This window comes from Cryobacterium cheniae (genome assembly GCF_004403395.1).
Lineage (GTDB): Bacteria > Actinomycetota > Actinomycetes > Actinomycetales > Microbacteriaceae > Cryobacterium > Cryobacterium cheniae.
Map to the genome: position 1 here is coordinate 1 of NZ_SOGN01000008.1, position 13,859 is coordinate 13,859.

Genomic DNA, 13,859 nt, shown 5'->3' on the forward strand with positions numbered 1-13,859 from the left:
GACGACCTCGGCCGGGTCGAGCTGATCGTGGCCGGTGCGTCCGACGGCACGCCGTCCGACGGCACGCCCGCCGCCGGTGCGACGGATGCCCGCGCGCCCGCCGCCCTGCCCGACCTGTCCGCGCGGCCGGGACTGGTGTGGGCCGAATCGGTGACCGACGCGCCCCCCGGGGTGCTCGGCCTGCTCCGGGGCGCGGTGATCGCCGACGATCTCGACGCCGCCGGCGCCGCCGTGGACCACCTCACCCGGTCCGCGGCCCTGCCGATCACCATCATCACCCGGGCCGGCGACGTGTTCAGCGACTCCGTGCTGCGCGGCGGCTCCGGGGCCAGGCGCAGTCGCCTCGAACTCGTCGCCGACCGCGACGCGGCCGCCGACGCCGCCGACGCGGTGCGCACCCGGCTGGAGCAGTGCGCCTCCGATCTCGCCGAGGCCCGCACGCTGCTCGCCGCCCGCAAAACCCAGGCGCAGGCCGCGGCGGCCCGGGTGCGGGACCTCGAGTCCCGCACCACCGTGCAGGCCGCGAAGACCAGCCGGGCCACCGTGCAGCTCGAGGCGGCCACCGCCGAACTGAACCGGCTCTCCGCCGCCCTGCTTCTCGCGGCCGAGACCGTCGCCGGGGCGGAGGCCGCGAGTGAGACGGCCAGCGCCGCGCGCGACGAGCAGCGGGTCCGGCCGCGCCCGGTGCTGGACACCGGATCGCGGGACGCGCTCTACGCCGGCCTCGAGCGCGCGCGCGAAAGTGAGGTCGAGGCCCGGCTGCAGGCCGAAACCGCCCGGGAACGCGTGCGCGCCGCACAGGCTCGAGCCGACGCGCTCGAGAAACAGCAGCACACCGAGCGGGCGGCGGCGGAGGAGTCAGCCCGGCGTGCGGTCATCCGTCGTCGCCAGGTGGATGTCGCGGGCCAGGTGGCCGAGGCGCTCCCGCTGGTGCTGGCCTCGGTCGACGCCTCCGTCAGTGCGGCCAGGATGCGCCTGGCCGCCGCCGAGACCGAGCGCAGCAGCCAGAATGCGGAACTCGCTGCACTGCGCCGGGAAGACAGCGCCCTGCGCGCTCGACTGCAGGCCGTCACCGAGACCGTGCACGGCCTGGAACTGGCCATCTACGAGAAGAAGCTGCACCTGTCCGGGATGCTCGAACGCGCCATCAGCGACCTCGGCTTGACCGAGGACGTTCTGGTGTCCGAGTACGGGCCCGACCAGCCGATCCCGAGCTTCGACCCGAGCAACCCCGACCCGAACGCTGCACCGGCCCGCTTCGACCGGGAGGACCAGCAGCGCCGCCTGGCGGTCGCCGAACGCCGCTACGCCCAGCTCGGCCGGGTGAACCCACTGGCCCTCGAGGAGTTCGCGGCTCTCGAGCAGCGGCACCGGTTCCTCACCGAGCAGCTCACCGACCTCACCAGCACGCGTCGCGACCTGCTGACGATCATCGACGAGATCGACGAGAAGATGGGCGCCATCTTCGGCAGCGCCTTCGACGACACCCAGGCGGCATTCGCCGAGGTGTTCCCGGTGCTGTTCCCGGGCGGGAGCGGCAGCATCCGTCTCACCGATCCCGACAACCTGCTCACGACCGGGATCGAGGTGTCGGTCAAGCCCGCCGGCAAGAAGATCGAGCGCCTCTCGCTGCTGTCGGGCGGGGAGCGTTCGCTCGCCGCCGTGGCCCTGCTGATCGCCATCTTCAAGGCCCGCCCGAGCCCGTTCTACATCATGGACGAGGTCGAAGCCGCTCTCGACGACGCGAACCTCGGTCGGCTGCTGACCATCTTCGAGGACCTGCGCGCCACCAGCCAGCTCATCGTCATCACCCACCAGAAACGCACGATGGAGATCGCGGATGCCCTCTACGGCGTCTCGATGCGCCTCGACGGGGTGTCGGCCGTGGTCGGGCAGCGCATCGCGAAGGACGACGAGCAGGCATCCTGAATCCTCGGCGTGGACGAGCGCGCTGCCGAGCGCGCTGCGGAGCGCGCTGCCGACCGCGTTGACTAGCGCGCGGACTTGCGCAGAACGGCCAGAAGCCGCGCGCAGGCCTCGTCGACCCGTCGGCAGGCCATACTGCAGGTCTGCCAGCCGGGGCGGAGGTCGGCCAGGTACTCGCAGGCCGCCATCGATGCCCGGGCGGCCTCCTGGCAGGTTTCCAGAAGGGCGGTGGTCGTCGGACCGTCGCTGCGGGTGTGCCAGGACAGCAGCCGACTCGTCGACGAGCACACCTCGATGCAGTCCAGGTCGGCCAGGAAGCAGCGGGTGACCTCGCCGTTGCCCTCGATCCTGAGGCAGGCGTCCGCGCAGTCCTCGCTCACCGTCACGAGCGCTTCGCACGCCGCGACACACCGAGATATCCCGGTTGGGACGTCGTCGCGCCCTGTGCTGACCGCCATGCCGACACCCTAGACCCGGTTCGAGGTGCTGTCGGGGGGTTGCGGGGGATGCCTGCCGGGACGGTCAGGGAACGGGCACCGGCAGCCCCGCGCTGACCGGATGGTCGGGCCCGGCATGCCGGTCTTCGCGCCCCTGCCGAACGGGAACACCCGCCAGAGAACCAGGAGAACGACCAGGCCGATCCCCAGGGTGATGAGGTCCCCGAGGGTGATGACGCAGCTGGTCTCCCGTGGTGCGCGGGTGCTGCGCCGCTGCGCGGGTGGCACGCCACCGGCGCAGCGGCGCAGGCAGCGCGCGAGCCATAGGCTGTACGTATGGCAGAACGCACCCCCTGGTCTCTCTCCGGCGCACTGCGCGGCATGTTCGCGAAGAAGCTGATCGACGCCGAAACGTGGGAAGACCTCGAAGACGCGCTCATCCAGGCCGATTTCGGTCCCAGCATCACGGAGGCGATCGTGGCCGATCTCCGGGCCAAGGTCGCCAAATACAACACGACCGACCCGACCGACCTGCAACGGATGCTGCGCGAAGGCCTCGAGGAACGGCTCTCCAAACTCGACTCCACCCTCAACCTCAGCGCGCGGCCTGCCGTCGTGCTCGTCGTCGGCGTCAACGGCGTCGGCAAGACCACCACGATCGGCAAATTCGCCAAGTTCCTGCGCACCTACAACCGCAGCGTGCTGATCGGGGCCGCCGACACGTTCCGCGCGGCCGCGGTGGAACAGTTGGCCACCTGGGCCGAACGGGCGGGCGCCGACATCGTACGGCCGCAGGCTCACGGCCAGGACCCGGCATCCGTCGCCTTCCAGACCGTCGAGCGGGCCATGAAAGACGGCACCGAAATTGTGATCATCGACACCGCCGGGCGCCTGCAGACCAAGGGCGGCCTGATGGACGAGCTCACCAAGATCCGCAAGGTGATCGAGAAGCAGACCCCGATCGCCGAGGTGCTGCTCGTGCTCGACGCGACGACCGGCCAGAATGGTCTGGCCCAGGCGGAGGCCTTCATCCAGCACGCCGGCGTGACCGGGCTCGTGCTCACCAAGCTGGACGGATCCGCCAAGGGCGGCTTCGTTCTCGCCGTGCAGGAGAAGACCGGCATCCCCATCAAACTCGTGGGTCAGGGTGAGGGCATCAACGACCTCACCGGCTTCACGCCGCACGTTTTCGCCCAAAAACTCGTCGGATAGGACAGTCATGACCATTGAACACGATTTCTTCGGAATCCTCGGCAGCGACGACACTGGCGAGGTCTACTGGTCGGATTCGGCCGAACTGGGCGACCAGGACGTGCAGATCGACCTCAGTTCGCCCGATGAGGAGTCCGTCTCGGCCGAATCGCTCGACATCGCCGCGGCCATGGTCAACGCCATCGAGGAACTCGACTCGCAGGCCCGCGAATCGCTTGTGGCCGACCTCAGCAAAGAGGGCTCGGTGACGGGCGCCTACATCACGACCGAACTCGACGAGATGGATCCCGAGGTCCTCGACGACGCCCTGATCTGGGATTCCGGCGATAAGCAGATCGACTTCCTGCGCTCCATCCAGCTGCAGCGGATCGGCTTCCACCCGCACCACTCCCGCAGCGAGGAGCACTTCGCGGTGCTCGAGTATTCGATCAGCCCCGATGACACCGACGCCCTGCTCGTCGTCACGATCGATGTGCACGGCGACCCGGTGCTGATCGCCGTCGAGCAGTAGCGCAAACGCGACCCCGGCACGCGACGGGTCCGCGGACCGGTTAAACTAAACGCATCATGGCTACTTTTGGAAACCTCTCAGATCGCCTGGCCGAGACGTTCAAGAATCTCCGCACCAAGGGCAAGCTCAGCGCGGCGGATGTCGACGGCACCGTTCGCGAGATTCGGCGCGCCCTGCTCGACGCCGACGTCGCCCTCGAGGTGGTCAAGGAATTCACCGGCAAGGTGCGCGAGCGCGCCCTCGGCGACGAGGTCAGCAAGGCGCTGAACCCGGCGCAGCAGGTCGTCAAGATCGTCAACGAGGAACTCGTCGAGATCCTCGGTGGCCAGCAGCGCCGACTAGAATTCGCCAAGAAGCCGCCGACCATCATCATGCTCGCGGGCCTCCAGGGCGCCGGTAAGACCACCCTCGCCGGCAAGCTCGCGAAGTGGCTCGCCAAAGACGGCCACACCCCGATCCTGGTCGCGGCCGACCTGCAGCGCCCCAACGCGGTCACCCAGCTCGAGGTCGTCGGCGCCCAGGCCGGCGTGCCGGTCTACGCGCCGGAGCCCGGCAACGGCGTCGGCAACCCGGTCAAGGTCGCCCGCGACGGCGTGAAGTACGCCCAGCAGAAGATGCACGACGTCGTCATCGTCGACACCGCCGGACGCCTCGGCGTCGACGCGGAGATGATGAAGCAGGCCGCGGACATCCGTAAGGCCATCGATCCCGACGAAGTGCTTTTCGTGATCGACGCCATGATCGGCCAGGATGCCGTGGCCACGGCCAAGGCGTTCCAGGACGGCGTCGACTTCACCGGCGTGGTGCTCTCCAAGCTCGACGGCGACGCTCGAGGCGGTGCGGCCCTGTCCGTGGCCTCGATCACCGGCCGTCCCATCATGTTCGCATCCACGGGTGAGAGCCTCGACGACTTCGAGCCGTTCCACCCCGACCGCATGGCCAGCCGCATCCTCGACCTCGGTGACATCCTCACCCTGATCGAGCAGGCGCAGGGTGCCTTCGACGAAGACGAAGCGCGCAAGATGGCGGAGAAGTTCTCCACCGACAGCTTCACCCTCGACGACTTCCTCGGCCAGATGCAGCAGCTGCGCAACATGGGCTCGATCAAGAAGATGATGAGCATGCTCCCGGGCGCCGGGGCCATGAAGCAGCAGCTCGAGAACTTCGACGAGCGCGAGATCGTGCGCACCGAGGCCATCATCCAGTCGATGACCAAGGCCGAGCGCACCACCCCGAAGCTGTTGAACGGATCCCGCCGGCTGCGCATCGCCCGCGGCGCCGGCTCGACCGTGACGGAGGTGAACCAGCTCGTGTCGCGCTTCGAGCAGGCCGCCAAAATGATGAAGACGGTCGCCAAGGGCGGCATGCCCAACATCCCCGGCATGGGTCCGGTCCCCGGGGGCATGGGCGGCGGCCGCAGCAAGCCGCAGCCGAAGAAGAAGGGCTCGAAATCGGGCAACCCGGCCAAGCGTGCGGCGGAGAACCTGGCCCTCGCGTCCGGCGAGAAGCCGGCCGCCGGTGCCGGCGTGAGCGGCGGCACGGGCTTCGGCCTCGGCTCCTCCCGGAAGGCCGGCGGTCCCAGCGAAGACGAAATGGCCGCCCTGCAGAAGATGCTCGGCCGGTAACACGCCCCTGCCAGCGCTGCGCTGCGGATGGCCCGGTTCGCCCGTTTAGGATGAGCGCATGACCTCCTCCCCGCACTCTTCCACGGCCGGGCCGGTGCGCATCGGTGCGCAGATCGCCCCCCAGCACGCCCTGTACCCGAAGATCAGGGCGACCCTGGCCGAGGTCGAGGCCCTGGGCACGGACATCGCCTTCGACTGGGACCACTTCTTCCCGCTCTCCGGCGAGAAGAACGGCCTGCATTTCGAGTCCTGGACGCTCCTCGCGGCGTGGGCGGAGCAGACCTCAACCATCGAGCTGGGCGCGCTGGTGAACTGCCACAGCTACCGCAACGCCGATCTGCAAGCCGACATGGCGCGAACCATCGACCACATCAGCGGCGGCCGGTTCGTCTTCGGCACTGGCTCCGGCTGGTTCGAGCGCGACTACGACGAGTACGGCTACGAGTTCGGCACCGCGGGAACCCGTCTGGATGCCCTCGAAGCCGACCTACCCCGCATCGAGGCGCGCTGGGAGAAGCTGAACCCGCCACCCCTGCGCGACATCCCGGTGCTGATCGGCGGCGGCGGCGAGAAGAAGACCCTCCGGATCGTGGCCAGGCACGCCGACATCTGGCACTCCTTCTCCAGCCCCGCCGTGCTCGAGCACAAACTGGGCGTGCTCTCACAGTGGTGCGACACGGTGGGCCGGGACCTGTCCGAGATCGAGATCTCCACCGAACTGCGGGGGCGCACCGTCGCGGAAGCCGACCAGCTCTACGACCTCGGGGCGCGCCTGTTCACCCTCGGCCTGTCCGGGCCGCACTACGACCTGGCACCGCTGACCGACTGGCTCGCCTGGCGCGACAGCAAAAACGCGCACTGAACATCCGCCGAACCGTGAGAAACGCCCCTGAAAACACGCCGGAGAGGGGCCGAACTCACGGTTCGGCGGATGGTCGGGGGTGCGTTCGGGTGCGTTCGGGTGCGTTCGGGGAGCGAGAGGTGCGTCAGGAAGTGGCGGGGAGGCCCGTGCGCAGTTCGCGGGTCAGCGACTTCACGACGGCCGGCAGGCTGCCCCCGTGCGCCTCGGCGACGCGGAGCTGCCGCTGGTAGCTCGCGCCACCGGAGATGATCCGGTTGAGGCTCTGCAGCTCGTGCAGGCAGCCGAGGCGCTCGGCGACGGGGGAGAGGATGCCGATCAGCCGGCGTACGTCGTCGGTCACCAGGCTTTCGGTCCCCGCGGTATCCGTGATGATCCTGGCGTCCAGGCCGTAGCGGGCCGCCCGCCATTTGTTCTCGCGAACGAACCACGGCTGCATCGATTCCACCGACTCGCCGGCGTCGAGGCGCCCGGACATCCAGTCGACCAGGCACTGGATGAACGCGGCGATGGCCCCGAGTTCCTCCGTGGTGGACACACCGTCGCAGGCGCGCACCTCGATGGTTCCCCACCGCGGTGACGGGCGGATGTCCCAGCGCACCTCGGTCACATCCTCGATCACCCCGGTGACGGCCATATCGGCCACATAGCGCTCCCAGGCCGCCCAGTCCTCCAGGATCCACGGCAGGCCGGCGGTCGGCAGCTGCTGAAACATCAGGGCGCGATTGGAGGCGTAGCCCGTGTTCACGCCCGCCCAGAACGGGCTCGACGCCGACAGGGCCTGCAGGTGCGGCAGGTAGCCGAGCAGGCCGTTCAGAATGGGGATGACCTTGGACTTGTCCTCGATCCCCACATGCACGTGGATGCCCCAGATCATCATGTTTCGGCCCCACCACTGGGTGCGGTCGATCAGCCGGTGGTAGCGGGCCTTGTCCGTGACCTCCTGGTCGAACCATTGACTAAACGGATGCGATCCGCTGCAGATGAGTTCGACGCCCCTCGGATCGGTGATCGCCCGCACCTCGTCAACCTGGGCGGCGACATCCGCGACGGCGCCCGCGACCGTTCGGTGCACCCCCGACACGAGTTCGACGGTGTTCAGGAGCAATTCGCCGGTGATGCGCGGATGCGGTGTGCCGTCGGGTGCGGCCAGGGCAGTCAGGACCTCGTCGGCCAGGCAGACCAGGTCGCCCGTCTCGCCGTCGACGAGGGCGAGTTCCCACTCGATGCCAATGGTTGACCGTTCTGACCGGGCAAATTCGATCTCCACGCGCCGTCCTCCCGATCCTGGTGCACCCGTTCGGGTGTGGCTTGGTGACAATCCTGACACCGATTGAGGGACCGGCACCACAGCCCGCGCCCCAAGCGCCCGGAGGGTCGGCGACGCCGGCCCCGCCGAGGTTGTCGATTATCAGAAAGTCGCCGATGTCTGACAGAATGGTTAGTCGAGTTCTCTTGCGTCCGACCCTCTACTCAGGCGCAGGAAAAAACCTTATTGAGCTTGTGCCGAGTGTGCCCCCACGCTCACGGCCTTCAGTTCGCCAAAAATCAAATACACAGGAGAATTGTGGCTGTCAAAATTCGTTTGAAGCGCATGGGCAAGATCCGTGCACCGTACTACCGCATCGTCGTTGCCGACTCGCGCACCAAGCGCGATGGTCGTGTCATCGAAGAGATCGGCATCTACCACCCCACGCAGGAGCCCTCCGTCATCGAGGTCAAGTCCGAGCGTGCGCTGTACTGGCTGGGCGTTGGCGCACAGCCGACCGAGCAGGTTGAGGCTCTCCTCAAGCTGACCGGCGACTGGGGCATCTTCAAGGGCGACAAGAACGCCGTCAGCACCGTGAAGTTCAAGGAGCCGAAGGTTCCCTTCGTCGCCGACGAGAAGAAGAAGCCGGTTCTGAAGCCGAAGGCCGACAAGCCCGTGGCCAAGGAAGAGGCTCCCAAGGAGACCGAGGCTGCCGCAGAGGCAACCGAAGAGGACAAGGCGTAATTTTGCTCGCTCCCGCGCTTGAGCACCTCGTCAAGGGGATCGTTGATCACCCGGACGATGTGCATGTTGCCGCCCAGACGTCCCCTCGGGGCGAGGTGCTCGAGGTTCGCGTGAACCCCGAGGACCTCGGCCGCGTGATCGGGCGCTCCGGGCGCACGGCCAAGGCACTGCGCACCCTCGTGGCCGCGCTGGCCGACGGCCGGCGCGTGCGCGTCGACGTTGTCGACACCGATTTCTGAACTGGTAAATGAGTAGTTGGATATGAGTTCGGTGAACGACAGCACGACTCCGCGCAGCCAGTTGAGGGTAGGGCGCCTGACGAAGGCGCACGGCCTCAAGGGAGCGATCAAGCTGGAACTGTTCACGGATGACCCGGGACGTCGTTTCGTCCCGGGCGCCGTGTTCACCCTGCAGGTGCCCACGGGTTCGCCCTGGCACGGCAAGAAGATCGAGCTCGTCGAGCTCCGCTGGTACAACCAGCACGCGGTGGGCTTCTTCAAGGATGTCCCCGACCGCGAAGCGGCCGAAGCCCTCGCCAAGGCGATCCTCTGGATCGACCAGGACGACGCGGAACAGTCCGGCGAAGAAGACGCCTGGTACGACCATCAGCTGATCGGCCTCGCCGTCGTCCGCGACGGCGTCAAAATCGGCACCATTGCGCGGCTGGAACACCTCCCCGCGCAGGACCTGCTGATCGTGAAGACCCCCGCCGGCGACGTCATGATCCCGTTCGTGAAGGCCATCGTGCCCTCCGTCGACATCAAGACCGGCATCGTCACCGTCACCCCGCCTCCGGGCCTGCTCGAGGAGCTCCCCGAGGAACCGGACGACGATGACGAGGACGTCGAGAACGACGCCGACACCACCGCAGTCACGGCTGCCCCCGAAACTGAATCAGAACCTGAGACCGAGATCGACGGAGCCCCCGGCCCAAGCTGAAGCACCCCCTTGGGGAGAGGCGCGCCGCGCCCGACCGGCTCCCCACCTCGTCACGACGCGGCAGACCTTTTTTCTAGGAGCACCGCCGCATGTCGTACGTCAAACCGAATCAACTCATTGATGACATTATTCACTCCGGTGTCCTTAAAACGAGACTGACCCTAGGGCAGATGGCGGTGCGGGGCGTACTCGCCGGGGCCATCCTCGGAGCGGCCACCACCGTCGCATTAACCGCCGCGGCCCAGACCGGCCTGCCGATCGTCGGGGCCGTGCTCTTCCCGGTCGGCTTCGCGATGATCCTGCTGCTGGGTCTCGAACTGGTCACCGGAAGCTTCGCCCTTATCCCGCTCGCGATCATGGAGGGGCGGGCCACCATCGCCAGGGGGCTCACGAACTTCTTCGTGGTCATCCTCGCCCACCTCGTCGGGGCCGGCCTGTACGCCTTCCTCTACACGACGTCGATCACCTACCTGGGCACGGACGCGTCCGACCCGATGATCCAGGCCATCATCGACCTCGCCGAGCACAAAGTGCTGCCCTACGAGGCTGTGGGTGCCGGCGGCATCCTGGTCGCGATCATCAAGGCCATGCTCTGCAACTGGATGGTCGCCATCGGCACGATCATGTTCTACACGTCGAAGTCCACGGGCGGCAAGATCCTCGCGATGTGGCTGCCGGTGACCACCTTCTTCAGCCTCGGCCTCGAGCACGCGATCGTCAACATGTTCGCCATCCCGGCCGGCATCATGCTCGGAGCCGACATCACGATCGGCCAGTGGTGGGTCTGGAACCAGGCGCCCGTGCTCCTCGGGAACCTTCTCGGCGCCATCCTCTTCACCGCGCTGCCGATCTACTTCTCGCACCGCACCCGCGTGAACCGCGCCCAGGCATCCGCTGAAGCCGCCGTCCCCGCCGTGCCCGCCGACACCACCGTGCCCGCCGACACCACCGTGCCCGCCGACACCACCGTGCCCGCCGACCCCGCGCTCCTTCGCTCGTAGACTTCTCCCGTGCGCATCGACATCATCACGATCTTTCCGGAGTTCTTCTCCGTCCTCGACGTCTCCCTGGTCGGCAAGGCCCGGCAATCGGGGCTGATCGACCTGCGGGTGCACAATCTGCGCGACCACACCCACGATCGGCACCACACCGTCGACGACACGCCCTACGGTGGCGGTGCGGGCATGGTGATGAAGCCGGAGCCGTGGGGTGACGCGATCGACGCGATCCTCACCGACGTGCACCCCCTCACCGAACCGACGGAGCAGACGGATGCGACGGATGCCGCCCCTCTCCTGATCTTCCCGTCCCCGGCCGGCGAGTTGTTCACGCAGGCCATGGCCCGCGAGCTGGCCGAGGAGCCGAACCTCATCTTCGGCTGCGGCCGCTACGAGGGTATCGACCAGCGGGTCTTCGACCACTACGCGGAGGCCGGCCGGGTGCGTCTGGTCAGCCTGGGTGACTACGTGCTCAACGGGGGAGAAGTGGCCGTGATGGCCATGATCGAGGCCGTCGGGCGCCTGATCCCGGGGGTCGTCGGCAACCCGGAGAGCCTTGTCGAGGAGTCCCACGAGGACGGCCTGCTCGAATACCCGAGCTACACGAAGCCCGCGGCGTGGCGCGGACTCGAGGTGCCTCCGGTGCTGCGGAGCGGCAACCACGGCGCCGTCGCCGCGTGGCGGCGCGAGCAGCAGCTCGAGCGAACCGCCCGGGTGCGCCCCGACCTTCTGCCGCCAGCGAACTGAGAGCGCCTGCTCGGGTCGTCCGGGTAGTCTGATCCCGTGTTCCTACGCAGGGTCTTCTACTACTGGCAGTTCATCGCCGCGCTGGTGCTTCCGGCCTGGCTGCTGATCGGCGCCTCCGTCTACGGAAGCGGCGGCTGGGACGTCGTCGGCAGTTTCTTCACCGGCCTCGTGGTCGGTGTGAGCCTGCTCGGTGTGAGCCTGATCTTCTTCGCTCGCGCAGCGGTGCGCAGCACGCGCATGGTGTCGTGGGCCGACGTGGGCGTCCTCACTCTGTGGCACGCCCTGATCGTGGCCATGGGGTTCACCTACGGCGTCGCGCCGGGGCTCGCCGCGCTGGTGATCCTGGTCGGGATCGGCGCCTTCTGGTTCGCCATCTGGGAGTTGGTCGACGCGGCCCGCCGCAGCATGCGGGCCATGATGCTCCTGATCGAGGAGACGGCGAGGGGCCCCGCGGTTCCGCCGACGATGCCGCCCACCCTGACGCCGACCGAGGGCTTCATCCCGACGCCGGACCCCACGGTCATCATCGTGCGCGAACATCCGCTCGATCCGCACGAGGGGAACAAGACCGGGACGTCGCCGGAGGCTTGACCCGCGGGCATCCGTCTTTTGCGGGCAGGGTCCGTTTCGTGACATAATCATCGTTTGTGCCGTGGCAAGCCTCTGCCACAGGGGAGCTGCAACGTATCGGCACGCAACACACTCATTCATTTGCTGATCCGCACGCCCGCGTGACGGATCGCATAAGCCGTAGTCGTCCTGTGGCGGATACAGAGAGCGAACACTATGCATATTCTCGACCAGGTGGATGCACCATCCCTCCGCAAGGACATCCCGGCGTTCCGCGCCGGCGACACCGTCAAGGTCCACGTCAACATCGTTGAGGGCGCCCGCTCTCGTGTGCAGGTCTTCCAGGGAGTCGTCATCGGACGCTCCGGCGAGGGCGTGCGCGAAACGTTCTGCGTTCGCAAGGTCAGCTTCCAGGTCGGCGTCGAGCGTACCTTCCCGGTGCACTCCCCGGTGATCGACCACATCGAGGTCATCACCCGTGGTGACGTGCGTCGCGCGAAGCTGTACTACCTGCGCAACCTGCGTGGCAAGAAGGCCAAGATCAAAGAGAAGCGCGACTAACAACCCGTCGCAGTCGACTCTCAGCGTCAGCTGGATTCCCCCTGAGCTCCTCACCCGTACACTGGGTCAGGAGCTCAGGCGGTTTAATGACAGACAATTCTCTGCCCACGCGATCCAATCGCCCGGGAACAGAAACGAAGCGCAAGAAGCGCGGCGTTGCACTCTTTATTCGTGACCTACTGGTCATCTTCGTGGTGGCGCTGCTCATCTCGTTCCTGATCAAGACATTCCTCGTGCGGTCGTTCTACATCCCGTCCGGGTCCATGGAAACCACGCTCCTGGTCAACGACCGGATCATCGTGAACCAGCTCGAACCCAAGCTGATCCCGATCACTCGCGGCGACGTCGTCGTCTTCCGGGATCCGGGCGGCTGGCTGCTGCCGCAGGCGCCCCTCGAGCAGAACCCCGTCGTCGCCGCCGTGGACTGGGTCATGGCCGCGGTCGGACTGGCGGCGCCGGACAGCAACGACCACCTCATCAAGCGCGTCATCGGACTGCCGGGCGACCATGTCACCTGCTGCAACCCGCTCGGCCAGATGAGCGTCAACGAGGTGCCCCTGTCCGAACCCTACGTGACGCTGCCGGCCGGGGAGACGAGAGTCTCGCAGGACGACTTCGACGTCGTCGTCCCGGACGGCTCGCTCTGGGTGATGGGGGACAACCGCTACAACTCCAAGGACTCCCGCTACAACACAGAGACCCCCGGCAAGGGGTTCGTGCCCGTCGACAACGTCGTCGGGCGCGCCCTCGTCATCAGCTGGCCGACCTCGCGCTGGGCGTGGCTCGACGACTACCCGGAGGTCTTCCAGGGCATCCCCACGGAGACGAGGTAGGTGGCGGTCGTGGATCCGACCCTCGACGTCGAGCGAGCGCTGCTGGCCGCCGGTGCGACCTGCGTGATCGGCGTCGACGAGGTCGGCCGCGGAGCCCTCGCCGGGCCCGTGGGGGTGGGTGTCGCCGTCGTCAACGCCTCCGCACGGGCCTTCCCGGCCGGATTGCGCGACTCCAAGATGCTCAGTGAACCCCGGCGCGAGCTCCTCGCGCCGCTCGCAGCGGCCTGGGCGCTGCACTCCGCGGTCGGCCTCGCGTCGCCGTTGGAGGTGGACCGGCTGGGCATCATCGCCGCGCTCGGCCTGGCCGGCAAACGGGCCCTCGCACAGCTGTACGCCGCGGGTGTCGACATCACCGGCGCCGTGGTGCTCCTGGACGGCAACGACGACTGGCTGAACAAGGCACTGGGCACCCCGCTCAACGTGGTGACCCGCGTGCGGGCCGACCAGGACTGCGCATCGGTGGCCGCCGCATCCGTCATCGCGAAGGTGCACCGCGACGCCCTGATGATCGAGGCGGATGCCGCGACGCCCGGCTACGAGTGGGCCGGCAACAAGGGCTACGGCAGCCCGGCGCACATGGCTGCCATCGCCCTGCTCGGTCCCGCCCTGCTGCACCGCAAATCCTGGCTGAAGATCACCGCGTAGACT

General features: G+C 67.7%; 16 protein-coding genes. 14 read left to right on the forward strand and 2 right to left on the reverse strand.

Annotated features, from left to right (window positions below):
* On the forward strand, positions 1-1,929 hold a 1,929-nt coding region (locus tag E3T23_RS00795; protein WP_166806147.1), incomplete at its 5' end, for an AAA family ATPase.
* A gap of 62 nt (positions 1,930-1,991) precedes the next feature.
* Here the strand turns inward: E3T23_RS00795 and E3T23_RS00800 are convergent.
* Positions 1,992-2,384: a four-helix bundle copper-binding protein gene (locus E3T23_RS00800; RefSeq protein WP_134368525.1), complete on the reverse strand. Its 393-nt coding sequence runs from the start codon at positions 2,382-2,384 to the stop codon at positions 1,992-1,994.
* A 315-nt stretch (positions 2,385-2,699) separates the two neighbouring features.
* Here E3T23_RS00800 and ftsY point away from each other — a divergent pair, with 315 nt between their 5' ends.
* Genes ftsY through E3T23_RS00820 form a run of 4 tightly spaced genes read left to right on the forward strand, consistent with a single transcriptional unit; the run spans position 2,700 to position 6,573 of the window.
* Positions 2,700-3,575, forward strand: coding sequence for a signal recognition particle-docking protein FtsY (gene ftsY / locus E3T23_RS00805; RefSeq protein ID WP_134368526.1), 876 nt, complete (start codon positions 2,700-2,702; stop codon positions 3,573-3,575).
* Positions 3,576-3,582: 7 nt separating this feature from the next.
* Positions 3,583-4,086: a DUF2004 domain-containing protein gene (locus E3T23_RS00810; protein WP_134368527.1), complete on the forward strand. Its 504-nt coding sequence runs from the start codon at positions 3,583-3,585 to the stop codon at positions 4,084-4,086.
* A gap of 56 nt (positions 4,087-4,142) precedes the next feature.
* Entirely contained in the window at positions 4,143-5,711 is a 1,569-nt protein-coding gene (ffh, locus tag E3T23_RS00815) for a signal recognition particle protein (protein ID WP_134368528.1), read from the forward strand.
* Between the two features lie 58 nt (positions 5,712-5,769).
* Positions 5,770-6,573 (forward strand): LLM class F420-dependent oxidoreductase, encoded by an 804-nt coding sequence (locus E3T23_RS00820; RefSeq protein ID WP_134368529.1) that lies wholly within the window; start codon positions 5,770-5,772, stop codon positions 6,571-6,573.
* A gap of 124 nt (positions 6,574-6,697) precedes the next feature.
* Here E3T23_RS00820 and E3T23_RS00825 read toward each other — a convergent pair whose 3' ends face one another.
* The gene (locus E3T23_RS00825) at positions 6,698-7,840 is read right to left on the reverse strand and encodes a glutamate--cysteine ligase (protein ID WP_134368530.1); all 1,143 of its coding nucleotides are present in this window, start codon (positions 7,838-7,840) and stop codon (positions 6,698-6,700) included.
* Between the two features lie 297 nt (positions 7,841-8,137).
* Here E3T23_RS00825 and rpsP point away from each other — a divergent pair, with 297 nt between their 5' ends.
* From rpsP to E3T23_RS00870, 9 genes are all read left to right on the forward strand, one after another.
* Positions 8,138-8,563 (forward strand): 30S ribosomal protein S16, encoded by a 426-nt coding sequence (gene rpsP / locus E3T23_RS00830; protein ID WP_134368531.1) that lies wholly within the window; start codon positions 8,138-8,140, stop codon positions 8,561-8,563.
* Between the two features lie 2 nt (positions 8,564-8,565).
* Positions 8,566-8,802 (forward strand): RNA-binding protein, encoded by a 237-nt coding sequence (locus tag E3T23_RS00835; RefSeq protein WP_134362437.1) that lies wholly within the window; start codon positions 8,566-8,568, stop codon positions 8,800-8,802.
* Between the two features lie 22 nt (positions 8,803-8,824).
* Positions 8,825-9,502 carry a ribosome maturation factor RimM gene (gene rimM, locus E3T23_RS00840; RefSeq protein WP_134368532.1) on the forward strand — a complete coding sequence of 226 codons (678 nt, stop codon included), beginning with the start codon at positions 8,825-8,827 and terminating at the stop codon, positions 9,500-9,502.
* Positions 9,503-9,591: 89 nt separating this feature from the next.
* Positions 9,592-10,503 carry a formate/nitrite transporter family protein gene (locus tag E3T23_RS00845; protein ID WP_134368533.1) on the forward strand — a complete coding sequence of 304 codons (912 nt, stop codon included), beginning with the start codon at positions 9,592-9,594 and terminating at the stop codon, positions 10,501-10,503.
* Between the two features lie 9 nt (positions 10,504-10,512).
* A complete protein-coding gene (gene trmD, locus E3T23_RS00850; RefSeq protein ID WP_134368534.1) occupies positions 10,513-11,247 on the forward strand; it encodes a tRNA (guanosine(37)-N1)-methyltransferase TrmD in 735 nt (244 codons plus the stop codon).
* Positions 11,248-11,283: 36 nt separating this feature from the next.
* Positions 11,284-11,838, forward strand: coding sequence for an MFS transporter (locus tag E3T23_RS00855; RefSeq protein ID WP_134368535.1), 555 nt, complete (start codon positions 11,284-11,286; stop codon positions 11,836-11,838).
* A 195-nt stretch (positions 11,839-12,033) separates the two neighbouring features.
* Positions 12,034-12,378 (forward strand): 50S ribosomal protein L19, encoded by a 345-nt coding sequence (rplS, locus tag E3T23_RS00860; RefSeq protein WP_134368536.1) that lies wholly within the window; start codon positions 12,034-12,036, stop codon positions 12,376-12,378.
* Positions 12,379-12,464: 86 nt separating this feature from the next.
* Positions 12,465-13,211, forward strand: coding sequence for a signal peptidase I (lepB, locus tag E3T23_RS00865; RefSeq protein ID WP_134368537.1), 747 nt, complete (start codon positions 12,465-12,467; stop codon positions 13,209-13,211).
* The gene (locus tag E3T23_RS00870; RefSeq protein WP_134368538.1) at positions 13,212-13,856 is read left to right on the forward strand and encodes a ribonuclease HII; all 645 of its coding nucleotides are present in this window, start codon (positions 13,212-13,214) and stop codon (positions 13,854-13,856) included.
* The last annotated feature ends 3 nt before the right edge of the window (positions 13,857-13,859 follow it).